This is a genomic window from Candidatus Pandoraea novymonadis (assembly GCF_003004665.1).
GTDB lineage: Bacteria > Pseudomonadota > Gammaproteobacteria > Burkholderiales > Burkholderiaceae > Pandoraea > Pandoraea novymonadis.
Genome location: NZ_MUHY01000001.1, coordinates 67,201 through 90,953, shown reverse-complemented (window position 1 = coordinate 90,953; position 23,753 = coordinate 67,201). Strand labels below are relative to the sequence as shown.

Sequence of the window (23,753 nt, the reverse complement as noted above, 5' to 3'; positions counted from 1 at the left end):
AGCAGTATAAAGTCGACACTCAATTCCAAGTGAAATCATAGGGGATAATAATCTATCCCTATCAAAGATAGTAAAAGTCTCACTTGTGTTCACTAAACTTGTACAACACTCCAACGTCATGGCCGCAAAACTTTACTTTTATTTTTTTGCAAATCTCAAACTGGCGGAAGGAGATGGGTGCTAATACACCAAAAAGATCCCCAAAAACCGCCAGTTCATCTGGCGGTTTTTGGTTTTTTTACCGACACCAAAACTGAGTTGACGCATTGCATTTTAGGAGAAGTTTCATGCCACCGTATAACACCGACGATGTTGGTATCCGAGAACTCAAAGAGCTAACACCACCTGCACATTTGATCCGTGAATATGCTTGTTCAGAAAAAAGCGCACACCTCATCTATCATACGCGCAATGCAATTCACCGAGTGCTACACGGTATGGAAGACCGTCTTCTGGTGATTATAGGCCCGTGTTCAATCCACGACACCAAAGCTGCAGTAGAGTATGCAAGAAATCTAACGAGCCAACGCGAACGCTTCAAAGCAGATCTAGAGATCATCATGCGTGTCTACTTCGAAAAACCACGTACCACGGTGGGTTGGAAAGGACTAATCAACGATCCTTACATGGACAACAGTTTCAGGATTAATGACGGTTTGCGTATGGCCCGTGAGCTCTTGGTAAATATCAACGAAATGGGATTGCCAGCAGGCACGGAATACCTTGATATGATCAGCCCCCAATACATCGCTGATTTGGTATCTTGGGGGGCAATCGGCGCACGAACCACAGAATCTCAAGTCCACCGCGAGCTCGCATCTGGGTTATCATGCCCAGTGGGATTCAAAAATGGTACTGACGGCAATGTTAAAATCGCCGTCGACGCCATTAAAGCAGCCTCTCAACCACACCATTTTCTATCCGTCACGAAAGGAGGCCATTCTGCCATTGTATCGACTGCAGGCAATGAAGATTGCCACCTGATTTTGCGGGGTGGAAAAACACCAAATTACGATTCAGCTAGTATACAAACTGCCTGTGAAGATATCTCGAAAGCGGGATTAGCACAACGTGTAATGGTCGATGCCTCTCATGCTAATAGCCAAAAAAATCACGAGAATCAAATCAAAGTTTGTGCAAACATTGCCCAACAAATTGCGCAGGGTGAAGAGCGCATAATTGGTGTGATGGTGGAATCGCATCTTACCGCCGGACGGCAAGATCTCGTCCTAGATAAGCCACTGACCTATGGTCAAAGTATTACCGACGCATGCATCGACTGGGAAAGCAGTGTCTCGTTACTAGATAATCTCGCAAAAGCGGTTCAAGCACGGCGTTTAGTAAGAGGAGCGGGAAACTAAGCGATAGATACTTTACTTCTACTAAGTAGTAAAAAACATTGGAGGCGAATTCGGAATCTTAGTTTTCGCCTCATGTATCCCTAATTAATAGGATAAAAAAATTACTATTGACAACAGGGCTCGACGTTAAAAAACTTGGCTTAATGCTTTTTCAGCTCTTATAGGAAGGAAGAAGAAAAAGTACTACGTACACTTTCCATCTAATAAGCTTGAATCTACCTTCTTCCACCATCAGCTCCTGAAAATTTCTCCATGCCACCAGTTATCGCAGAAAACCTTGACATAGTTATTTCTCGTATCCATGCAGCCGCAACTGCGGCAGGCCGTCAACCCAAGGACGTGCATTTGTTGGCTGTCTCTAAAAACTGTTCCAGTGATACCATCCGTAAAGCGGTTGTGGCTGGTCAACAGTCCTTTGGAGAGAATTACGTCAAAGAAGCACTCGAAAAAATGACTGAGCTAGCCAACACAACTTACAATGAAAACACTCAAAAACGCCTCATTTGGCATTTCATCGGACCATTACAAACTAATAAAACAAAGCTTGTGGCAACAAATTTTGACTGGGTACATTCAGTTGATCGCTTAAAAACAGCGGAACGCTTGTCATTACAACGACCAGCGTATTTACCTCCTTTACAAGTCTGTTTACAAGTCAATATTAGCGGTGAAACTAGCAAGAGTGGTACGATGCCAGAGGACGTCCAAATTTTAGCAAAAACTGTTGCCAGCTTGCCAAATATACAGCTGCGTGGCCTAATGACCATACCAAAAGCGACAACAGATCCGATCGCCCAGCGTTGTGAGTTCGCCACGCTCCGGATGCTGTATGAACGCTTAAATACTTATGGCCTTGCACTTGATACCCTCTCAATGGGTATGTCACATGACCTAGAAACAGCAATCGCTGAAGGAGCAACCATAGTACGTGTAGGGACAGCCATTTTCGGGGCACGTAATTGAATATAGTTTGTGTGGAAACTAATAAGTACGCAGTGGCTAATCATCAAAACGTGTCAATCCATCAATGTCCTGGAGTGAGTAAAAAATGAATAACAATCCCTAAAAACACAGCAGCTCCAAGCCAATTGTTATTTCGGAAAGCGCAAAGGCATAGCATACAGTCGCGGCCGCGAATTAACTGATAGTGGTAAATCGTGCAGGCAAAAGCGAACGCCATACCTACCCAGAAAGGCCATCCAAAACCTAGAAATATGCCAACTGCGGCCTGAATACCAAGCGCTGCGTAATAACACATCATAATGACAAAAACATCATAACGACCGAATGTGATAGCTGAGGTTCTGATACCAATCAGGATATCATCATCGCGATCAGCCATTGCATATTCCGTATCGTAAGCTATTGACCAGAAGACATTAGAAAGCAATAAAATCCATCCAAGCGGCGGTACTTTTCCATGAACCGCAGAAAATGCCATGAGGATGCCAAATCCAAACGACACTCCCAGATACGCTTGTGGAATCGACAAAAATCGCTTTGTATATGGATAGGTACCAGCTATAAATACTGCAATGAGCGACAACCACTTCGTGAGCACATTGAGTGACAAGATCATCGAAAAAGCGATCAGCGATAGAATAACGGCAACTACAAGTCCTGAGCATGCGGGAATTCGACCAGATGTGATAGGTCGATCTTTAGTACGTTTTACAAACTTATCGAAATCACGATCAGCATAATCGTTAATCGCACAACCAGCTGAACGCATCAAAAATGTGCCAATGGTAAAAATAAGCAATAACCCTGTACTGGGACATCCATCTGACGCAATCCATAATGCGGATAATGTTGGCCAAAGCAGCAACATCGTACCAATTGGTTTATCTAAACGAACCAGTCGAAAATATAAGGGTAAGGAATCGATAAAAAACATAAGGTGAAAAACCAAAACTAAAAGAATATAAACTTATAAAGTATTCACCATTTTATGGCACCTCGTGAACAATACCAAGGATTACCCTCACCACTATCTCTTTCACGTACCCAAGTAACTTTCACCATTAGACAACGTGTAAAAATCCATCTATTCGTCCTATACTCCCTACATTTTGGGCTCCATGTACTCGACTTCTACTACTTTACCTGATCACTTACTGATTACTCCCGATCCAGCAGATGCCCCTGACAAAGAAATTTTTCTCATCAACCTGTCTAAGGCATTAAGACGAGGCATACGTCTAGTGCAGTTACGGAGCCGTTACTTGAGTGTCATCGAATATATGACGTTTGTCGAACCCATCCTAACGTTATGCCATGCTCATAACGCACACCTCATAATCAATCCACCAGAAGATGTCGGAATCCGGATAGTATCTGATGGTATTCATCTTTCCGTACCACGCCTTTTAGCCGCAAAAAAGCGGCCAGAAGGCTATTTATTTGTGAGCGGAGCTTGCCATAATAAATTGCAACTCACTCAAGCAGAGCGGATCGGACTAGATTTCGTAACACTATCACCAGTTCTTTCAACCGCTACGCATCCCAATGCTGCTCCCATCGGATGGAAAAAATTTTCACACCTAGCAAATTCAACTAAGGTGCCGATCTTCGCCTTAGGTGGGATGACACCAAAAGAACTCGCGCGAGCCAAAGCTGCTGGGGCACATGGCATTGCCGCAATCCGTGGCCTTTGGTATTAACATGTAAAGTCTAGTAGCATACGCGTTCATCTCGGTAAGATTGGCAATTTTATATACCGTCGAAATTCGGAAATGAGTAGATAATTCACATTTCGTGATAAACACGTTATCCAAATTCAAAAATTTTATTTTTTAAATATAAAAATCACATGTATTCGCTGAATGCGAAATTCTCCTCTAGAATCGATTTTCCGTATTCTTCTAATGATAGTTTTTACAAGTGCACCAGTCCGAAAGACCAAGACCATACATAGTCTGGACGGAAGAAGAGTATATCTTTGTCTGTGTAATACTATTTCAGCCAAAGACCATTTTTTGGCATCCCAACTCGGTTCCATCTGTATCAATACATTTTTAGGGCATTACATTAAGCTATGTAGTCCTAACTCAATCGGATGGAGGTAAATATCTCAAGCCTGCAAAAACTCATCGCGCGCGCCAAGCCATCGATCAAGATGAGCTGTTACAGTATGTGGATGCTCGCGTAGTAACATCTCAGCAACAACTTGCAAACCGGGAATAAGCCAAGCATCCTCGACCAAGTCAATAAAACGCAACATGACCGCTCCAGATTGGCGCGCGCCAAGAAACTCTCCCGGTCCACGAATCTCCAGATCACGCTGTGCAATGGCGAAGCCGTCAGTAGTCTGACGCATCGTCTTCAAACGTGCCTTGGCCGTCATCGACAAAGGGCTCGAATACATAAGCAGGCAAATAGACTCTGTCGAGCCACGTCCAACTCGCCCCCGAAGCTGATGGAGCTGCGCCAAGCCGAAACGCTCTGCATGCTCAATGATCATCAATGAGGCATTCGGCACATCCATGCCAACTTCAATCACCGTGGTAGCGACCAGCAAATCCAATTCGCCACTCGCAAACGCCGCCATCACTTCGATTTTCTCAGTAGGCAATAATCGTCCGTGCATAAGGCCGACACGCAACTCTGGCAATGACGCCACTAATTGTGCATGAGTGTGAACAGCTGTCTGCAATTGTAACGATTCGCTTTCATCAACGAGTGGGCAAATCCAATAAATCTGTCGGCCAGCCAGCCCAGCCAGACGTACACGTTCCATGACTTCTTGACGGCGTGTGGTCGGCACTAGCTTCGTAACGATAGGCTTGCGACCAGGCGGTAACTCATCAATCACAGATACGTCAAGATCAGCATAATACGTCATCGCGAGTGTCCGTGGAATTGGAGTAGCACTCATCATCAACTGGTTCGGCACAGTATCACTGTTGATTGAATGGATCTTCCCACGTAAAGCAAGGCGCTGAGCAACACCAAAGCGATGTTGTTCATCAACGATTGATATACCCAAACTAAAAAATTTTACAGTATCTTGAATGATTGCGTGTGTGCCGATGATAAGCTGTGCCTCACCACTGGCTATTTTTTTCAACACCTCGCGCTTTTCTTTGGTTTTCATACTCCCCACTAGCCAAACCACCCTCACACCAAGTGGTGCAAGCCATATGAAAAACTTGCGCATATGCTGTTCTGCCAAAATTTCAGTAGGCGCCATCACAGCCGCTTGGTAGCCCGCGTCGATAGCATGCGCCGCAGCAAGTGCCGCAATGATGGTTTTACCGCTGCCAACATCACCTTGCAACAAACGTTGCATCGGATGTGGCGCTGAAAGATCAGTATAAATTTCCTTCCAAACCCTTTGCTGAGCAATAGTTAAACGAAATGGTAATCCCGCCTCGAATCGTTCGAGAATGCCACCAGGAAGAGGCATGCTAAAAACCGGAGCATTTAAGTGGTGGCGTGTGGATTGCACACATTTTAGTGAAAGCTGCTGTGCCAGTAATTCTTCGCATTTAATGCGTAACCATGCAGGATGACTGCGTTTTGACAATGTCACTACAGAAATATGCGATGGCGGTGCATGCAAAAACCGCACAGCATCAGCTAATGATGGTAAAACCATCGGAGCATCAATGGCCTCTTCAATCAAACCCGTCGGCAACAATGCCGGCAATGGTGTTCGCTCGATCGCATTCGTAATGGCGCGACGTAAATATGTTTGACTCAATCCTGCCACACTTGGATATATAGGAGTCAATGTCTCCGGTAGCATCTGCCCTTCGGAGACTACACGATAAGACGGATGTACCATCTCCAATCCTAAGAAGCCAGAACGCACTTCTCCACGTACCCGTACCCGCGTGCCAATCGATAGTTTTTTCTGCTGACTACCGTAAAAATTTAGAAACCGCAGTATTAATTCGTCACCATTATTAGCAATTTTGACTATCCATTGGCGTCGGGGAGAATAGGAAACTTCGCTCAGCATAACCGTCCCTTCGACTTGCGCCAACTCGCTCGGCAACAAATCACCAATCTTGCGTAACGTAGTTTCATCTTCGTAACGCATAGGCAAATGAAGGATTAAATCAATATCACGCTTAAGGCCCAGTTTTCTCAAACTATCTGCATTAAACCGCTTCGTGGCAGTTGGATGAGCAGATATAGTAGAAGAAATCTTGTAGCCTTTCTTTGATCTTATCTCACGAGCGTTTTTTACATTCATCCAATGATTTTTATCCGTAGCAATCCGATCGATAAGATAAGAAGTATAAGTAGATTCTGTTGACATAAACAACACCATGCAGCAAACATAAAATCCGATGGGTCAGTCACAAATAAACAATGAACAATAGGAATTAACCACTTCTAAAGATTGAAAACGTTCATCTATATCCCTTTCCACTTCGATTTTATACACTGAGTAACATTTATACCCCAAAAATTTTTGCTCTACCCAGAATAAAAGATATTTACTTTAAATCGACATGCAGTCTCTCTGGATCAATTTATCAAGTGGTAATTTTCAGAATTGTTAATCTGTGTCTTGCCTAGACTCATCAAATCAAATTTTGTACGAAGAAAAAATCAAACACACTAAATTTCAAAAATAAACTATGTCTATCTTCAGACGAATATTTTCCAACACTGAAAATTTATGCAGACAAGCTCATTGATCCAATGTTTCTGAAACTCATCACTTTTTCAGACACGGTAATGAAATGCCACGACACCCTTTCTATGTAAAACATATAATTTCATAACACCACAGGTATCTCACATGCAAAGTATCTAAACTGAATAGTAACCGCAACGCATCTACCCAATATCTATATCGTCATCGCACATAAATTTTCACAGTGTCACAGCAGGATACGCTCAGCTCATAAGCCCGTTACAATACCTATATTGGTGGCACATGGGGTGCCACCCACTAAATACTATCGCACGGGCGTTTCAGCGCCGCGTGCTACTTGGCACTCTTCCAATATGCTCAAGTTCGAACTCATCACCACTGACGGTCAAGCCCGCCGAGGTCGTATAACTCTGAATCACGGTATCGTTGAGACTCCAATTTTCATGCCAGTAGGCACTTATGGCTCAGTAAAAGCCATGTCGCCTACGGAGTTGCGAGAGAACAAAGCTCAGATTATTCTGGGTAATACATTCCACCTGTGGCTAAATCCAGGTTTAAAAACGATTGCCACCCACGGTGGTTTACACAAGTTTATAGGTTGGAATTATCCACTTCTGACTGACTCAGGGGGTTTTCAAGTCTTCAGCCTTGGAAATTTACGAAAAATCAGTGAAGAAGGCGTCAAATTCGCTTCGCCAGTAAATGGCGATAGCCTTTTCCTCTCACCCGAAATCTCAATACAAATCCAACATGTGTTGGACTCAGACATCGTTATGCAGTTCGACGAATGTACGCCTTACAAAATAGAAGGTCGTACAGCCACAGAAGACGAAGCTGAAAAATCAATGCGCATGTCTCTACGATGGGCGAAACGCTCCTTAGAAGAATTTAGTCGTCTACAAAATACGAATTCTCTTTTCGGTATTGTACAAGGTGGAATGTATGAACACCTGCGTTATGAATCTTTACAAGGTCTGACTAATCTGAATTTCGACGGGTATGCCATCGGTGGTCTTTCTGTGGGGGAACCAAAAGAAGAAATGTTACGCGTACTCAAATATATTGCTCCTTACTTACCCACCAATAAACCACACTATCTAATGGGCGTTGGCACCCCAGAAGATTTAGTCGCTGGGGTCTCAGCTTCTATCGATATGTTTGATTGCGTCATGCCTACACGCAACGCACGTAATGGTTGGTTATTCACACGTTTTGGTGATCTCAAGATCCGAAACGCGGTACATAAGAACGACACACGCCCACTGGATGAAACTTGTGACTGCTACGCATGTCTTAATTTCTCTCGCGCCTATCTACATCATTTGCAACGGGCCGGAGAAATTTTAGGGGCACGCCTCAATACAATTCACAATCTTCACTACTATCTCACACTCATGCAAGAAATTCGGACAGCAATCGAAGCTCACCAGTTCAGTTCCTTCAAAGTGAAGTTCCATGCAGAACGCGCCCGCGGTGTGTAATAAATTCCGTTCTAATAAACAGACAAGAAACATAACCAGGCAGTGGTAAAATTATGTGCTTTTCACTCAAATAAGGAGAATCGATCATGTCGCTCATTTCCAATGCTTTTGCCGAAACGGCAAGCACTTCCAGTCCAATGAGTAATCTAACAAGCTTTTTGCCACTCGCACTGATGTTCGTTGTACTGTACTTTGTCATGATCCGTCCACAGATGAAGCGTCAAAAAGAGCATCGCAATATGTTAGCTGCTATCACTAAAGGTGACGAAGTCATCACATCTGGTGGGATATTAGGTCGCGTTGTGAAAGTCGGTGAAAACTTTGTCAATGTTGAAATTACTGAAAACGTTGAGATCAACGTCCAAAAGAGCGCCATCACAGCCTTGTTACCGAAAGGTACTATCAAGGCACTTTAATCTGCCGCACGGCTCTCGACAACATGGCGGCGCGGCAAGGGAATATGAAGCACGCGCCACACACGTGATCCGTCGAGGCATTTTTTGTTTGCCCGCCGCTATGAATCGCTATCCTTTCTGGAAATATATCACTATTCTGCTGGCATTAGCCATCGGTATGCTCTACACGCTACCAAACCTCTTTGGAGAAACACCAGCGGTTCAAATTTCTAGCGTTAAGTCAATCATGCAAGTTGATTCGGCTCTACTAACACACATTGAAGATACGCTAAAAACACATAACATTGCTTATCAAGGCACTATTTTCAACAGAGTTGGCAATAATTTCACTCTGCACGTACGTTTTGCAGACACTGACACGCAGTTGCATGCAAAAGACCTGCTAGAAACTACTCTCAATACTGATATTACGGAACCAAATTACATAGTTGCCCTGAACTTACTTTCCTCATCTCCAAAATGGATGACAAAAATACATGCGCTGCCAATGTATCTGGGACTAGATCTACGAGGTGGAGTACACTACTTGTTACAGGTCGATATAGATAATGCAATCAACAAGCATCTTGACACTTCGGCTAGTGATGCACGTGCTTTGCTACGAGAAAAAAATGTCAAGCATAACGGCCTAACTCGGAAAACGTCCGGCATCGAAGTAATCTTAGCATCGCAAGATGAAGCAAACAGAGCACATCGGGTACTGACCAATAATCTGTCCGATCTGCAATACACGGTATCATTAGATAAAAATGCAAAATTTAAAGTCACTGGTAAGCTCACAGAAAACATACGAAAAACCTTACAAGACACCGTTGTCAAGCAAAATATCATCACGCTGCACAATCGAGTTAATGAACTTGGCGTAGCTGAACCTCTGATACAACAGGAAGGATCAGACCGAATCGTCGTCCAACTACCTGGTATTCAAGACACAGCAAAGGCAAAAGACATTATCGGTCGCACTGCAACGCTAGAAGCTCGTCTAACGGATCTAGATGCATCAAGCTTGCTAAATCTCTCAATACCACCCCCTCCGCAATATGAGATATTTTCTCATAACAATGGTACTCCTATACTGTTAAAACGGGAGGTAATCTTTAGCGGCGAACGCATTGCCAGTGCTTCTGTCGGTTTTGACGAACATCAACAACCGTGCATCAACATCAAGCTGGATTCAGCCGGTGGTCGCGTGCTTCGCGATATTTCGCGATACAACATTGGTAAGCCAATGGCAATTGTACTTTTTGAAAAAGGTAAAGGTGAAGTGCTCACGGTCGCAAACATCCGCAGCGAACTGGGTGAAAACTTTCAAATTACTGGCATAGGCTCAGCACAAGATGCTAATGACCTGGCTCTTTTACTGCGAGCTGGCTCATTGGCAGCACCAATGGAAATTATAGAAGAACGCACCATTGGTCCAAGTCTTGGCAGTAACAATATAAAAAAAGGTTTCGATTCAGTCATGTATGGTCTAATCGCCATAAGCATCTTCATGAGCGCATACTATATGCTGTTTGGTGTCTTCTCTGTAATCGCCCTGTTATTTAATCTACTCCTATTAGTATCAGTACTATCGATGCTACAAGCCACTCTAACCTTGCCAGGAATGGCCGCTATCGCATTAACACTCGGGATGGCTATCGATGCAAACGTACTAATCAATGAACGTATCCGTGAAGAATTACGCGCCGGCGCTTCGCCACAGAAAGCAATCACGCTCGGTTTTGAACATGCTTGGTCGACCATCCTCGATTCAAACGTAACGACCCTCATCGCAGGGCTAGCTCTACTTACGTTCGGTAAAGGACCCGTACGCGCCTTTGCGGTAGTACATTGTCTAGGGATCTTAACGTCGATTTTCTCCACAGTCTTCTTCTCTAGAGGACTGGTTAACCTATGGTACGGCAGCCGTCGCAAGCTAAAAACTCTCTCTATCGGTCAAGTGTGGAAACCACAAGACATAAATGCAGCTGAGCAATAATCTACTCGCTCGAGGAAAGAAAAATGGAATTTTTCCGTATCAAAAAAGATATACCGTTTATGCGGCATGCCATTGCCTTTAACGTCATCTCTGTTATAACGTTCTTGGCCGCTGTATTTTTTCTGATCACACGCGGGTTATACCTATCTCACGAGTTCACTGGTGGTACGGTGATGGAGGTGGCTTACACAGAGACGGCTAACCTTGAGAAGATCCGTAGCATGATGAGTGAATTAGGATATCGGAATGTACAAGTGCAGAACTTCGGTACTTCGCGTAACGTAATGATACGTTTACCTATCCAAAATGATCCTATGGGTAAACCACTTTCAAGTACTCTACAAAGCGAAACTGTATTTAAATCGATCAAAAAAGACACACCCAATGCTCAGTTACAGCGTGTGGAGTTCGTTGGCCCACAAATCGGTAAAGAATTATTTACCAGTGGTTTTTTAGCGCTTCTATTCGTGGTTATTGGTATAATTTTTTATCTGTCGTTCCGCTTCGAATGGAAATTCGCATTGGCTGGCGTGATTGCAAACTTACACGACGTGGTCATCATTCTTGGCTTTTTTGCTTATTTTCAATGGGAGTTTTCCCTACCAGTACTAGCAGCCCTGCTCGCCGTTCTTGGTTATTCGGTAAATGAGTCGGTCGTAATTTTTGATCGGATCCGAGAAACCTTCCGAAAGATGAGTAAGGCCACGGTCCAAGAAGTCATCAATCACGCCATCACCACAACGATATCGCGTACCATAATTACGCATTTAAGCACGGAGATAATGGTATTATCAATGTTATTTTTCGCAGGCCAAACGCTATACTACTTTGCTTTGGCACTGACCGTTGGCATCTTATTCGGAATCTACTCCTCAGTATTCGTCGCTGCTGCTATCGCAATGTGGCTTGGTGTGAAACGCGATGATGTAATCAGATACAATAAAAAAGATAGTGGAACACTCACACGCACTGATCCAAACTACGGTGCTCGCGTTTAGGCGCATTATACGAGGGATTACACCTCTCAGTAAAAAATCTCAAAATCGAGTCTAAGCCAGTTGATGCTTAAAAACACTGTGTTCGATATCGTTTAGACCGATTTTTTATTCAGTGTTTTCTTGAAAAACACTGAATAAAAAACAAAGAATAAATAATCTTGAACAGGAAAAAACATTTCAAACTTGATATCGAACTGGTGCCCAGGGCCGGAATCGAACCGGCACGCCTCTCGGCGGGGGATTTTGAGTCCCCTGCGTCTACCAATTTCACCACCTGGGCAGCTACATGCAAATAAACTAAAAATATTCATTACATGCGTTAGATGACTCAATTATCCAGGAATAATTCTTTGTAGACAAGCATTCAAACATTTATTACCAATTTTTTCAAATGTATTCACTGGATAATGGATAAGCTGACAATATTGAAAGATAAATGCTTATAAAAACTCGTTCAGGATACACCCATGTTAATACGGCAAATATTATTAACATGGGTGAGCGTGCTATTAATCATTTCCAGCATGAGGACGACACAACTCATAAAGTAAAAAAGAATCCGATATCACCTGTAATATGTACAATATTCCAAGCACTCTAATTTGCTTTTTGAATAAAAGAAAAACTTACTGTAACGTTTCCTTAACACCTTTAGGCAACGGGAGCAACATCACATCGATACCCTCCTCCACCAATGCCAGAGTTTCCTCAAGTGCAGCATTACCACAAATATTCCGTTCAGGAGCCTCATGATAGTGAATACGGCGAGCCTCTTCAACAAAGCGATCTCCAACATCCTCTGTAGTCTCTATAACATGACGCACCGCCTTCATCCATAAATTTTGCAATTTATGGTGTATCTCTAATGAGTCAACCTTTACGCCCGACATCTTAGTCGACTGATTGTTCTCCATTATAGTAGCGCCTGAGAGATTCAAACGGGGTGCCGAGGGTAATCGTGTCACCGTAGCATCACCACAAATGGGACACACGAGAAGTCCACGCTCCTGCTGAGTGAAGAAATCAGCTTCCGAGCTGAACCAACCCTCAAATATATGATCGTACACACAGTGCAAATCAAAAACCTTCATGATTCAGAAAATCCTTGGTTCTATCAACGCAGTGGCGAATATTCGCCATCCTGCTATATATTCTAATATTTCTCTACCGAAAATGTAGCGACCATCTTTTACGTTTGCCATACCAGCGGCTCATCTTGAACCATGACACAATTCGTTAAAAATGGCAAATTGCCCTCATGGATTAGATACGTGTCAAATAACGCAATTACACCGCTATTTGCCAATCTTCCTCAAACAACACAGTCAAATTTTTTGTTTATAGAACGGAAATCATTCACGACATACAAGTAGAGAGAGCGTATACATCGAAATATTCACGACTACAACGGCAGATCAAGAATTCCCGAACGTTGCCGATACTGTTATTTTTCAAACGAAAAATTTAGTAATTCAATCAGGAAGAATTCCTCATCAGAAAAAGCTAAACTCATGAAAAAAAATTTCAACAGCATGTTGTTCATCGCTGTAAGAAAGCTGCATCATCCCCAGATGTTTCCTCATCAATAAAACCAGAGATACAATTAAAATTATTACATAAGATGCCGGCGACAAGACAGATAACGATACGCAAAACCCGGAAAAGCAAAAACAGCGAACAAGCTTACTGTAGTAACATAAAATTCCCAGCCCTGTATAAAAACATCCCCAATGAATGACTCTACTAAAAAAGCGAGCAGACCAACTCCAAAATAAGTCGCCACCATCTCCATCAATCGCCATCTCAGCGGTTTAATCGGATGATCTATCCGAAATATAGCAAACAGCCGCTGATTCAAAAATGGTAGGTTTGCACCCAATAACGCTATTAGAATCACTAATGCACTTCCCGTAGATACACTCATGATTTGATGGCAACCCACTATCATTAGCGCTTATATAGCCAGTGTAGCTCGAATGGATTGGATACACCAATCCATTGGCATATCCGGCAATATTCCCAAATATAATAATACTAAACCATTCAGTGACAACAGCACGCGCATTGATGTACCACTTTGCAACGGTGCAACATCTTGTGGCTCATCAAAATACATTATCTTCACGATACGAAGATAATAGAATGCACCAATCAGCGAAAAAAGAACTACCACTACAGCCAACCAAGTCATGCCAGCATTGATAACAGCGTGAAGCACTCCGAGTTTCGCATAAAAACCACCAAACGGTGGAATACCAGCCAACGAAAACATCAACATCAACATGACGAAGGCAAACCATGGGCTACGTTTACTCAAACCCTTGAGGTCCACTAGCTGCTCGGCCTCGAAATCTTTCCGTGAAAGCAAAAGGATAATACCAAAGGCCCCGAGCGTCGTCAGCAAGTATACGATACTGTAGAATAAAGAAGAAGCATAAGCGCTTTCAATGCCATCAAGCTTTCCATCAACCACGCCTGAAAACATACCAAGCAGTAGAAATCCCATGTGCGAGATCGTAGAGTAAGCCAGCAAGCGCTTCGTATTTGTCTGAACGATAGCAGTAAGATTACCCACCACTAGCGATAGAACAGCCAAGATCATCAACATTTGTTGCCAATCGATAGCAAGAGGAAGCATACCTTCGACTAGTAAACGCAGAAGCAAAGCAAGCGCTCCCAATTTCGGAGCACTAGCAATCAACAAGGTAACTGGAGTAGGCGCACCTTGATAAACATCGGGAACCCACATATGAAAAGGTGCAGCGCCTAACTTAAATCCAATACCTGACACGATAAATACAGTGCCAAACACAAAGATAAGCTTATTAGGGATACCAGAAGAAATCACTTCGGATATCCTCGCCAATTCTAGTGATCCAGTCGCACCATACATGATCGACATTCCATACAACAAGAAGCCAGAAGCTAATGCACCCAAAACGTAGTACTTCATAGCCGATTCAATAGAACTTTTGGAATCGCGCCAAATCGCAGTCAGGGCATACAGCGAGAGCGACATCATTTCCAGTCCAAGGTATATCGACAGGAAATTATTGCCAGAAATCATAACTGCCAGCCCCAATAGCGAGAACAAACTTAGTACGTAAAAATCACCGCTATTCAGCCTCCGTGCTTCCAAGTAGTCACGGCTATAAATAAAGGTCACCAATACAGCTAAGCTCGAAAATGCTTTGAGTAAATTCGATATCGGATCGGCTACAAACATATTACTAAAGAAATGGTATGACTCAGAATCAGAAGCTGCGATAGCGTAATTCACCACCAAAAAAGCCGTCGTCGCCACTGATAGTGCATAATGAATTTTGCTATTCTGAACAAAAAATGCACTGCTGATCATGATCACCATGATCATGATCAGCAAAATTCCGTCCGGTAATACAGGCAATAAATTTAAGTTTTGCATTACTGTGTTTTTCCCAGATTACGGCAGTTTAGTCTGCGATACTTGGGTAAGGAAATTCACCACCGAAGAATGCATCAGATCAGTAAAAGGCTTTGGGTACATACCCATAAATAACGTCAAAGAGGCCAAGATACAAAGAATAAGCATTTCGCGTTTATTGATATCGGCCAACATCTGCACATGATCATTTACAACAGGTCCAAACATCACACGCTTGTACATCCACAGGGAATAAGCGGCACTAGTTATCAAGGAGGTCGCCGCAAGCAAACCTACCCAAAAATTAAACTTCACGGCACCAAGAATCACCAAAAACTCACCTATAAAACCTGAGGTGGCTGGCATTCCGCTGTTGGCCATCGTGAAAAGCATGAACAAGACCGCGAACTTCGGCATAGTATTTACGACCCCACCGTAATCAGTGATTTCACGCGAGTGTAGGCGATCATACAGCACTCCAATACACAGAAACATTGCGCCCGATACAAAACCATGCGAGATCATCTGTACCATCGAACCTTCTATACCAATTTCACTGAACATGAAAAGACCAAGGATGACGAAACCCATGTGAGCAATTGATGAATAGGCAACCAGCTTCTTCATATCAGTCTGTACCAAAGCAACAAAACCGATGTAGACAACAGCAGTTAGCGCCAACGCTATCATGAAGCCGGATAAATAGTGGCTAGCATCCGGCGTAATTGGCATAGAAAAACGCAGGAAACCATAAGCCCCAAGTTTGAGCATGATTGCAGCCAGCACAACAGAACCACCCGTTGGGGCTTCAACGTGAGCATCCGGCAACCATGTATGTACCGGCCACATCGGTACTTTCACAGCAAAAGCCATCAAGAACGCGATAAACAACATAATCTGTATGCCCATAGGAATCTTAATAGCATACCAATCTAACAGTGCGAATGAATTCGATATGCTATACAAATAAATGAGCGCCACCAACATCAATAACGAGCCAAGCAATGTATATAGAAAGAATTTCACCGCCGCGTAAACACGATTCTGCCCACCCCATATCCCAATAATCAAATACATCGGGATCAACGTTGCTTCAAAAAACACGTAGAACAACATACCATCCTGTGCGCTGAAGACACCAATTATGAGACCCGAAAGAATGAGGAATGCGGCCATGTACTGGGAGATATGATCAGTAATTATCTTCCAGCCACCAATCACGACGATTAACGTAATCAATGCAGTCAAAACCACGAGCCAAAGCGAAATACCGTCGATACCGAGAAAATACTGAATATTGAAACGGGAGATCCAAGACGTTCTCTCAATAAACTGCAGCACCGGTGTGTTGGCATTGAAGTTCAAGATCAACGGCAAGGTCATTAAAAAACTAACAAACGCAATAATTAGGGACAGATAACGGATCAGAGATGGATGACGGTCCGAGTCAACTGCGAGAACAACAATGCCAAACAGAATAGGGAACCAAATGCTCAGACTCAGAAGCGGTAACGATTGCATTGTAATTGAGTCCCCTTTTTATTTGCCGTTCAGTGTCAAAAACAATGTCAGAAAGCCGAGCATGCCGATAATCATAGCGAACGCATAGTGATAAATATAACCAGACTGCAGAAAACGGATAATCCTAGAAAATAAGCCTACTAGTTTTGCGCTACCATTAACGACCATACCGTCGATTAGCGTTTGATCTCCTGATTTCCATAGACGGCGTCCAAGCTGGATGGCTCCCCTTACAAAAATGATCTCGTTGATCTTATCTAGATAGTACTTATTATCGAGCCATTTATAGAGACCCCAAAATTGACGTTGCAGCGCAGCAGGAATATCCGGTCGCTTTATGTAAAAAAACCACGATAGAGCAACACCTGAAATTGATAACCATACTGGTAAAGTCATAAGCGAATGCAAAGCCATAGGAACCCAACCCTGAAATTCTTCAGCAATTTTACCCATCGCAAAATGCCTCTCGGCTATAAAGATAACTTCCTTAAAAGCCACACCGTGGCTGAAGAAATCTGAAAATAGCATTAGATCGATTGCAATTGCCCCAATAATCAGAGAGGGAATCGCCAGCAAGATCAGTGGTAACGTCACAACCCATGGCGATTCATGCGGTTTTTGTCCAGGTATTAGAACATGAGGATCAGTATTACCCTCTTCGATCTTCTGATGCTCGCGACACAGCTCATGGGATTTAGCAAAGTGCTCTTTACCATGGAATACCAAGAAATACATACGAAACGAGTAAAACGCCGTAACGAAAATCCCTGCCATCGCAGAAAAATAAGCAATACCTGCTCCCGATATTTGAGAAACTGCCAGTGCATGAATGATCGATTCTTTCGAATAAAAACCCGAGAAGAAGGGGGTACCGATTAGAGCCAACGAGCCAATCAACGATGTAATCCAGGTGATGGGCATGTATTTCCAGAGACCACCCATATTACGCATGTCCTGATCGTGATGCATGCCAATAATAATGGAGCCAGCACCCAGGAAGAGCAGTGCCTTGAAGAAGGCATGCGTCATTAAATGAAAAATCGCAACTGGATAGGCTGATACACCCAATGCAACAGTCATGTAACCAAGCTGTGACAATGTCGAATAAGCAACCACTCGTTTAATATCGTTCTGAATAATCCCAAGAAAACCCATAAACAAGGTCGTAATCGATCCGATGATAAGGATGAAAGACAACGCGGTATCTGACAGCTCAAACAACGGCGACATACGAGATACCATGAAAATACCTGCAGTCACCATCGTAGCCGCGTGAATCAATGCAGAAATCGGTGTTGGACCCTCCATCGAATCCGGCAACCAAACGTGTAACGGAAACTGCGCCGATTTTCCCATCGCACCAATAAACAAACAAATGCAAATCACAGTGATCAATCGCCAATCAGTTCTGGGGAACCCAATTGCAGCCAGATCATTTGACTTTTCGAAAATTTCAGCGTAGTTCAAAGTGCTGCTGTAAGCAAACAATAAACCGATCCCAAGTAAAAAACCAAAGTCACCGACTCGATTAACTAAAAATGCCTTCATATTCGCGTAGATCGCCGTTGGACGTATGTACCAAAAGCCAATCAACAGATATGACACAAGACCAACAGCCTCCCAGCCAAAAAAAAGTTGTAAGAAATTATTACTCATTACGAGCATCAACATTGAGAACGTAAACAACGAGATATATGAGAAGAAGCGTTGATAGCCCGGATCGTCTTTCATGTAGCCGATGGTATAAATATGTATCATCAACGATACAAATGTCACGATACACATCATCGTGACTGACAATGAATCGACAAGAAATCCAATTTCCATCTTGAGTTCACCGATACGGATCCATTCATAGATAGTGGCATTGAAGCTTGCTCCATTCAGCACCTGAAAAAATGTCACTCCCGAGAGGATAAAAGCGATCAACACACCAAGGATCGTGACCGTATGTGCACCCGCACGGCCAAATTTTTTACCAAAAAATCCTGCCAGCACCGCCCCCGCAAGGGGCGCTAGAGGGATCGTAAGCAACAGGTTAGGATTAAGTGTGGATGCCATAACAGCCTTCGCTTTATTTATTATTAACCCTTCAGGCAATCGAGATCTTCGACGTTTATTGTTTCGAGCTTGCGGAATAATGTGACCAAAATAGCCAATCCAATCGCAGATTCTGCCGCTGCCACAGTAAGAATGAAGAACACAAATACTTGACCACTGATATCCTCCAGGTAATGTGAAAATGCGACAAAGTTCAAATTGACAGCAAGCAACATTAATTCAATGGCCATCAGCAGGACGATCACATTTTTACGATTCAGAAAAATACCAATAATGCTAATGGCAAATAAAACTGCGCCCAACACCAAGTAGTGCGCCAGTGACAATGACAACATATTGCCCCTCCTTCTTTATTCCACGACTTTCACATCACTGCCAGATGTTTGCCAAGCTTTGGCAGACATGGAAACAAGATGTACACGTTCAGTTGCCTTTACACGCACCTGATTACTGGGCTCGGTCTTTTTGTGATCCTTGCGAGTGCGTATCGTCAGCGCAATTGCCGCCACGATCGCAAGTAGCAAAAGCAAACCTGCCACTTCGAAGGCGTAGATATACTCGCTGTACAATGCTATTCCAAGCACCTTGGCGTTAGAAATTTCCGTTGATGACACCACCTCGATAGATTTACGTGTCCTACCATAACCCTGCATCAAGACAAACCCTGCCTCGACAATCATAATGACGCCCAACAGGCTCCCAAGTGGTAAAAACCTACGGAAACCACTCCGAAGCTCATTCAACTTAGTGTCAATCATCATCACGACGAATAAGAACAACACCATGACGGCACCGACGTAAACCAGAACAAGCATAATCGCTAAAAATTCCGCTTGTAACAGCATCCAAATCGCCGCAGCATTGAAGAAAGCTAGCACCAAAAAGAGTGCAGACTGCACTGGATTACTCGAGGAGACAACCTTAAAAGAGGCAATCACCAAAATCAGCGCAAACACGTAGAAAAGAATTGTTGTTAATTCCATAAGATATCGATTATCTACAACTTTGTTTAACGATAAGCTGCATCAGCTGCTTTAGCTGCCGCGATATCCTTCTCATAACGATCACCGACTGCCAATAACATATCTTTTGTAAAGTACAAATCACCCGTTTTCTCCCCATGGTATTCTAGAATATGAGTCTCAACAATCGAGTCCACTGGACAACTTTCTTCGCAAAAACCACAAAAAATACATTTCGTTAAATCAATGTCGTAACGTGTCGTACGTCGAGTACCATCATCACGTATATCCGATTCGATTGTGATAGCCATTGCCGGACATACTGCTTCACAAAGCTTACATCCGATACAGCGTTCTTCACCATTCGGATAACGACGCAGAGCATGCAAACCTCGGAAACGTGGTGATAGTGGCGTCTTTTCTTCCGGAAATTGCACTGTAACCTTTCGCCTGAAGACATAGCGCCCCGTCAATGCCATACCCTTGAACAAATCCAAAAGTAAGAAATTTCGAAAAAAATCCTTGATTATCCTTACCATATGGGACTCTCCTATTTTTTCGCCCTAATACCAAATATTCCAAGGCGACTTCACCCAGCACGCTACCACTACAAACCAAAATAATGTCAACGGCAAGAATATTTGCCAACCCAAACGCATGATCTGGTCATAGCGATAACGCGGGAATGTAGCACGAATCCAAATAAACACAGACAACAACAAAAAGACTTTGAACGCCAACCAAAAAACACCCGGTAGAAATGACAAAAAACCAAATGGAGCACTCCAACCACCTAAAAATAGGACTGCTGTCAACGCTGAAATAATGATCATATTGATATACTCAGCCAAAAAGAAGAGTGCGAAACCCATGCCTGAGTATTCAATCATATGACCAGCTACAATTTCTGATTCACCTTCAACCACATCAAATGGATGACGATTAGTTTCTGCAATACCGGAAACAAAGTAAACAACAAATATTGGCAGCAACGGCAACCAGTTCCACGAAAACACATTAAACCCCATGTTTGCGAAAATCCCCTTTTCTTGCGAGCAAACTATATCCGATAGATTCAATGTTCCGGAAGTAAGTAGTACACAGGCCAAAGCAAAGCCCATGGAGATTTCATAGGAAATCATCTGTGCAGAAGCTCGCATAGCACCAAGGAAAGCATACTTCGAGTTAGATGCCCATCCTGCTAAGATGACCCCGTAAAGACCAATCGAAGAAATTGCAATTGCGTACAGCAAACCAGCATTAATATCGGCCAACACAACCCCCGGTTGAAAGGGAATTACGGCCCAAATCGCGAAAGCTGGCAATACAGCGAGCACTGGCGCAATCGCATAAATTCCTTTGCTAACCCGTGTCGGCACTATTACTTCCTTGAGTAATAGCTTCAAAACATCAGCAATCGGCTGCAGTAAACCTTGAGGCCCTACGCGGTTCGGACCAAGTCGTAAGTGCATCCAGCCAATGAGTTTACGTTCCCATAGAATGAGATAAGCCACGCAAAGCAGCAAAATCAATGAAATAGCCAAAATGCGTGCAATAATCCACACCGTTGACCAGGCGAAACCAAAACACTCAGTACCATATTGATTGATGATACCAGCCAAGTCCATTACGCTTTCTCCACCGAAATGTTACCAAACATCGAGCCAATAGCTGAAGAGACTGGCGTTGCCGACGGTATACGCACCACATTCTGAGGCAAACTTTTCGAACGAAAAGCTGGGATAGTGACACTAGCATCAGCCTGATGAATAATAATAATGTCTCCATCGACCAAACCCATGTTGTCGAACAACGTAGTTGGAAGTGTTGCACGGAGGGCAACTTTTGCATCTCTAGTCATCTGCAATGATGGAGCGCGACGAGCCAGCGGATCAGCATGATAAATAGGCACATCAGCTAATCGCTCCAATCCAAAATCATTTGCAATCTTTTGAACATCCAGAGGGGCATTTGTCCGATTATCAAGCATAGCAGACGAAAAATCACTCAACGCAGCATCACGCACTTGCTCAGGTAAGTCGTAATCAAAACCAGTGAGCTTGAGCATATTTCCCAAGACTCTCAGCACCTTCCAAGCTGGACGTGTTTCACCAAATCCACGGACAACACCGTTAAAGTGCTGCGACAAACCTTCTGCGTTAATAAAGGTCCCTGCTGTTTCGGTAAATGGTGCAATTGGTAAAAGCACATCTGCGTAATCGAGGCCCTGTCTAAAAGGTGACATCACAACCACCATCTTGGCGGCATCCAAAGCAACCCGTGCCTGTAATGGATTCGCTGCATCGAATTCTGGCTCAGCATGCAACAGCAGGTAAGCTTGACGTGATATTTCAAAAAGTGCCGCGACACCCTCAGCATTCGTCGCTTTCACCACATGACCTCCCAACGTGTTGGCACCTTCAGTGAGAAAACCCAAATTCGCCCCCGTAAGATCAGCGATGATTTGCGCCAAAGAATGCAACTGTGCAAATTTCGGATGATATACCGCTGTATTACCTAAAAAAACTGCGCTGCGATCACCATTAATCAGGGAAGCAGCGATATCCTGCGCAGTTTTCGTCGGCATGATCCCATTCAAAACAGTCGGCACAGCCACACCCTTCTGGAGCATCACAGCCACTGCGATTCCTGCCAATTCAAGTGGCCAGGCACTGGGTGCAACTATAACTTTGTTAGCAACTCGTGTGAGCAAATCTTCATCTGAAGCATGCAATACACTCAGCTGAGCACCCGCCTTTACTGCAGTACGTATACGTGTCGCGAGCAACGGATGATCTTTACGAAGGAATGAGCCAATGACAAGTACACTGTTGAGTGTACTCAACTCAACAATCGACATACCAAGCCAAGGGACTCCATTTAATGGAGCTGAAACGTCACTCTGACGAAGACGAAAATCAATATTATCGCTACCAAGTGCACGTATAATTTTTTGGAACAGAAATAATTCTTCAACGGTCGCGTGCGCAGTTGTCACCCCAGCAACTGCATCGGCCCCAAATTCACAAATAATTTCTGTCAAACCATGGACTACATACTCAAGTGCCGTCTGCCAATCAACTTCGCACCACTCACCACCTTGCTTGAGCATTGGCTTCGTGAGACGTTCCGCGCTATTCAAACCTTCATACGAAAAGCGATCCTTGTCTGAAATCCAACACTCATTGATAGCTTCATTTTCGAGCGGCACAACTCGCATCACTCGATTATTTTTAACTTGCACGATAAGATTTGCACCGACACTATCATGCGGACTTACGGACTTTCTACGTGAAAGCTCCCATGTGCGAGCACTGTAACGGAATGGTTTTGACGTCAATGCACCTACAGGACATAAATCGATCATATTACCTGAAAGTTCAGAGTCCACCGTCTTACCAACAAATGATGTGATTTCAGAACGCTCACCGCGCCACACCATCCCCAACTCCATCACACCAGCAATTTCATGTCCGAATCGTACACAACGCGTACAGTGAATACAGCGAGACATCTCTTCCATCGAGATCAAAGGACCCGCAGTCTTGTGAAACACTACTCGTTTCTCTTCCTGGTAACGCGAACTAGTTTTGCCATACCCCACTGACAAATCTTGTAGTTGACACTCACCACCCTGATCACAGATCGGGCAATCCAACGGATGATTAACGAGAAGAAACTCCATTACCGATTGCTGTGCTTTCAGTGCCTTTTCTGATCGAGTCTTTACAATCATACTCGCAGCAACTGGTGTAGCACATGCCGGCACAACCTTAGGTACATTCTCAACTTCGACTAAACACATCCGACAATTTGCCGCAATCGAGAGCTGCTTGTGATAGCAAAAGTGAGGAATATAAATTCCGTTTTTCATAGCAGCCTGGATAACCATGCTGCCTTCGGGCACCTCAACCTTCTGTCCGTCAATTTCGATTTCAACCATATCGATTCAAAG

At 43.6% G+C, this 23,753-nt stretch carries 19 protein-coding genes and 1 tRNA gene; 7 read left to right on the top strand and 13 right to left on the bottom strand.

The window, feature by feature from the left end; all coding sequences use genetic code 11:
* The first annotated feature begins 287 nt into the window (after positions 1–287).
* Together aroG and BZL35_RS00415 are read left to right on the top strand one after the other, a co-directional pair.
* Entirely contained in the window at positions 288–1,361 is a 1,074-nt protein-coding gene (gene aroG, locus BZL35_RS00420; RefSeq protein WP_106181766.1) for a 3-deoxy-7-phosphoheptulonate synthase AroG, read from the top strand.
* 252 nt (positions 1,362–1,613) lie between these two features.
* Positions 1,614–2,324, top strand: coding sequence for a YggS family pyridoxal phosphate-dependent enzyme (locus BZL35_RS00415; protein WP_106181764.1), 711 nt, complete (start codon positions 1,614–1,616; stop codon positions 2,322–2,324).
* A 61-nt stretch (positions 2,325–2,385) separates the two neighbouring features.
* Here BZL35_RS00415 and ubiA read toward each other — a convergent pair whose 3' ends face one another.
* Positions 2,386–3,258, bottom strand: a complete 873-nt coding sequence (gene ubiA, locus BZL35_RS00410; RefSeq protein WP_106181762.1) for a 4-hydroxybenzoate octaprenyltransferase — start codon at positions 3,256–3,258, stop codon at positions 2,386–2,388.
* A gap of 184 nt (positions 3,259–3,442) precedes the next feature.
* Here ubiA and BZL35_RS00405 point away from each other — a divergent pair, with 184 nt between their 5' ends.
* The gene (locus BZL35_RS00405) at positions 3,443–4,024 is read left to right on the top strand and encodes a thiamine phosphate synthase (protein WP_106181760.1); all 582 of its coding nucleotides are present in this window, start codon (positions 3,443–3,445) and stop codon (positions 4,022–4,024) included.
* 410 nt (positions 4,025–4,434) lie between these two features.
* Here the strand turns inward: BZL35_RS00405 and recG are convergent, their stop codons facing one another.
* Positions 4,435–6,564 carry an ATP-dependent DNA helicase RecG gene (gene recG / locus BZL35_RS00400; RefSeq protein WP_420837017.1) on the bottom strand — a complete coding sequence of 710 codons (2,130 nt, stop codon included), beginning with the start codon at positions 6,562–6,564 and terminating at the stop codon, positions 4,435–4,437.
* 764 nt (positions 6,565–7,328) lie between these two features.
* Here recG and tgt point away from each other — a divergent pair.
* From tgt to secF, 4 genes are all read left to right on the top strand, one after another.
* Positions 7,329–8,456, top strand: coding sequence for a tRNA guanosine(34) transglycosylase Tgt (gene tgt, locus BZL35_RS00395; protein ID WP_106181758.1), 1,128 nt, complete (start codon positions 7,329–7,331; stop codon positions 8,454–8,456).
* A gap of 86 nt (positions 8,457–8,542) precedes the next feature.
* A complete protein-coding gene (yajC, locus tag BZL35_RS00390; protein WP_106181756.1) occupies positions 8,543–8,872 on the top strand; it encodes a preprotein translocase subunit YajC in 330 nt (109 codons plus the stop codon).
* Between the two features lie 100 nt (positions 8,873–8,972).
* Entirely contained in the window at positions 8,973–10,853 is a 1,881-nt protein-coding gene (secD, locus tag BZL35_RS00385; protein WP_106182804.1) for a protein translocase subunit SecD, read from the top strand.
* A gap of 23 nt (positions 10,854–10,876) precedes the next feature.
* Complete coding sequence (gene secF, locus BZL35_RS00380; protein ID WP_106181754.1) at positions 10,877–11,851, top strand: protein translocase subunit SecF; 975 nt, start codon at positions 10,877–10,879, stop codon at positions 11,849–11,851.
* Positions 11,852–12,046: 195 nt separating this feature from the next.
* Here the strand turns inward: secF and BZL35_RS00375 are convergent.
* From BZL35_RS00375 to nuoG, 11 genes are all read right to left on the bottom strand, one after another.
* Positions 12,047–12,131 (bottom strand) — tRNA-Leu (locus tag BZL35_RS00375).
* Positions 12,132–12,477: 346 nt separating this feature from the next.
* Positions 12,478–12,942, bottom strand: coding sequence for a DUF1178 family protein (locus BZL35_RS00370; RefSeq protein ID WP_106181752.1), 465 nt, complete (start codon positions 12,940–12,942; stop codon positions 12,478–12,480).
* Positions 12,943–13,463: 521 nt separating this feature from the next.
* Complete coding sequence (locus BZL35_RS00365) at positions 13,464–13,775, bottom strand: DUF2818 family protein (RefSeq protein ID WP_106181750.1); 312 nt, start codon at positions 13,773–13,775, stop codon at positions 13,464–13,466.
* A gap of 30 nt (positions 13,776–13,805) precedes the next feature.
* Positions 13,806–15,275 (bottom strand): NADH-quinone oxidoreductase subunit NuoN, encoded by a 1,470-nt coding sequence (gene nuoN / locus BZL35_RS00360; protein WP_106181748.1) that lies wholly within the window; start codon positions 15,273–15,275, stop codon positions 13,806–13,808.
* Positions 15,276–15,293: 18 nt separating this feature from the next.
* Positions 15,294–16,775, bottom strand: a complete 1,482-nt coding sequence (locus BZL35_RS00355; RefSeq protein ID WP_106181746.1) for an NADH-quinone oxidoreductase subunit M — start codon at positions 16,773–16,775, stop codon at positions 15,294–15,296.
* A gap of 18 nt (positions 16,776–16,793) precedes the next feature.
* Positions 16,794–18,836 carry an NADH-quinone oxidoreductase subunit L gene (gene nuoL / locus BZL35_RS00350; RefSeq protein ID WP_106181743.1) on the bottom strand — a complete coding sequence of 681 codons (2,043 nt, stop codon included), beginning with the start codon at positions 18,834–18,836 and terminating at the stop codon, positions 16,794–16,796.
* A gap of 23 nt (positions 18,837–18,859) precedes the next feature.
* The gene (nuoK, locus tag BZL35_RS00345; protein WP_181276521.1) at positions 18,860–19,171 is read right to left on the bottom strand and encodes an NADH-quinone oxidoreductase subunit NuoK; all 312 of its coding nucleotides are present in this window, start codon (positions 19,169–19,171) and stop codon (positions 18,860–18,862) included.
* Between the two features lie 15 nt (positions 19,172–19,186).
* Positions 19,187–19,819, bottom strand: coding sequence for an NADH-quinone oxidoreductase subunit J (locus tag BZL35_RS00340; RefSeq protein WP_106181740.1), 633 nt, complete (start codon positions 19,817–19,819; stop codon positions 19,187–19,189).
* Between the two features lie 26 nt (positions 19,820–19,845).
* Positions 19,846–20,337, bottom strand: a complete 492-nt coding sequence (gene nuoI, locus BZL35_RS00335) for an NADH-quinone oxidoreductase subunit NuoI (RefSeq protein WP_106181738.1) — start codon at positions 20,335–20,337, stop codon at positions 19,846–19,848.
* A gap of 24 nt (positions 20,338–20,361) precedes the next feature.
* On the bottom strand, positions 20,362–21,426 hold the full coding sequence (nuoH, locus tag BZL35_RS00330) for an NADH-quinone oxidoreductase subunit NuoH (RefSeq protein ID WP_106181735.1): 1,065 nt from the start codon (positions 21,424–21,426) through the stop codon (positions 20,362–20,364).
* On the bottom strand, positions 21,426–23,741 hold the full coding sequence (nuoG, locus tag BZL35_RS00325) for an NADH-quinone oxidoreductase subunit NuoG (protein WP_106181733.1): 2,316 nt from the start codon (positions 23,739–23,741) through the stop codon (positions 21,426–21,428). Before nuoG ends, nuoH begins: the two co-directional genes overlap by 1 nt.
* Between the last annotated feature and the right edge of the window lie 12 nt (positions 23,742–23,753).

Coding starts and splice junctions, on each gene's coding strand:
- nuoN (WP_106181748.1), bottom strand. CDS start 15,275: ATGCAAAACTTAAATTTATTGCCTGTATTACCGGACGGAATTTTGCTG.
- ubiA (WP_106181762.1), bottom strand. CDS start 3,258: ATGTTTTTTATCGATTCCTTACCCTTATATTTTCGACTGGTTCGTTTA.
- nuoI (WP_106181738.1), bottom strand. CDS start 20,337: ATGGTAAGGATAATCAAGGATTTTTTTCGAAATTTCTTACTTTTGGAT.
- BZL35_RS00355 (WP_106181746.1), bottom strand. CDS start 16,775: ATGCAATCGTTACCGCTTCTGAGTCTGAGCATTTGGTTCCCTATTCTG.
- nuoG (WP_106181733.1), bottom strand. CDS start 23,741: ATGGTTGAAATCGAAATTGACGGACAGAAGGTTGAGGTGCCCGAAGGC.
- nuoL (WP_106181743.1), bottom strand. CDS start 18,836: ATGGCATCCACACTTAATCCTAACCTGTTGCTTACGATCCCTCTAGCG.
- aroG (WP_106181766.1), top strand. CDS start 288: ATGCCACCGTATAACACCGACGATGTTGGTATCCGAGAACTCAAAGAG.
- recG (WP_420837017.1), bottom strand. CDS start 6,564: ATGAATGTAAAAAACGCTCGTGAGATAAGATCAAAGAAAGGCTACAAG.
- BZL35_RS00405 (WP_106181760.1), top strand. CDS start 3,443: ATGTACTCGACTTCTACTACTTTACCTGATCACTTACTGATTACTCCC.
- secD (WP_106182804.1), top strand. CDS start 8,973: ATGAATCGCTATCCTTTCTGGAAATATATCACTATTCTGCTGGCATTA.
- BZL35_RS00370 (WP_106181752.1), bottom strand. CDS start 12,942: ATGAAGGTTTTTGATTTGCACTGTGTGTACGATCATATATTTGAGGGT.
- nuoH (WP_106181735.1), bottom strand. CDS start 21,426: ATGGACTTGGCTGGTATCATCAATCAATATGGTACTGAGTGTTTTGGT.
- BZL35_RS00365 (WP_106181750.1), bottom strand. CDS start 13,775: ATGAGTGTATCTACGGGAAGTGCATTAGTGATTCTAATAGCGTTATTG.
- BZL35_RS00415 (WP_106181764.1), top strand. CDS start 1,614: ATGCCACCAGTTATCGCAGAAAACCTTGACATAGTTATTTCTCGTATC.
- BZL35_RS00340 (WP_106181740.1), bottom strand. CDS start 19,819: ATGGAATTAACAACAATTCTTTTCTACGTGTTTGCGCTGATTTTGGTG.
- tgt (WP_106181758.1), top strand. CDS start 7,329: ATGCTCAAGTTCGAACTCATCACCACTGACGGTCAAGCCCGCCGAGGT.
- yajC (WP_106181756.1), top strand. CDS start 8,543: ATGTCGCTCATTTCCAATGCTTTTGCCGAAACGGCAAGCACTTCCAGT.
- secF (WP_106181754.1), top strand. CDS start 10,877: ATGGAATTTTTCCGTATCAAAAAAGATATACCGTTTATGCGGCATGCC.
- nuoK (WP_181276521.1), bottom strand. CDS start 19,171: ATGTTGTCATTGTCACTGGCGCACTACTTGGTGTTGGGCGCAGTTTTA.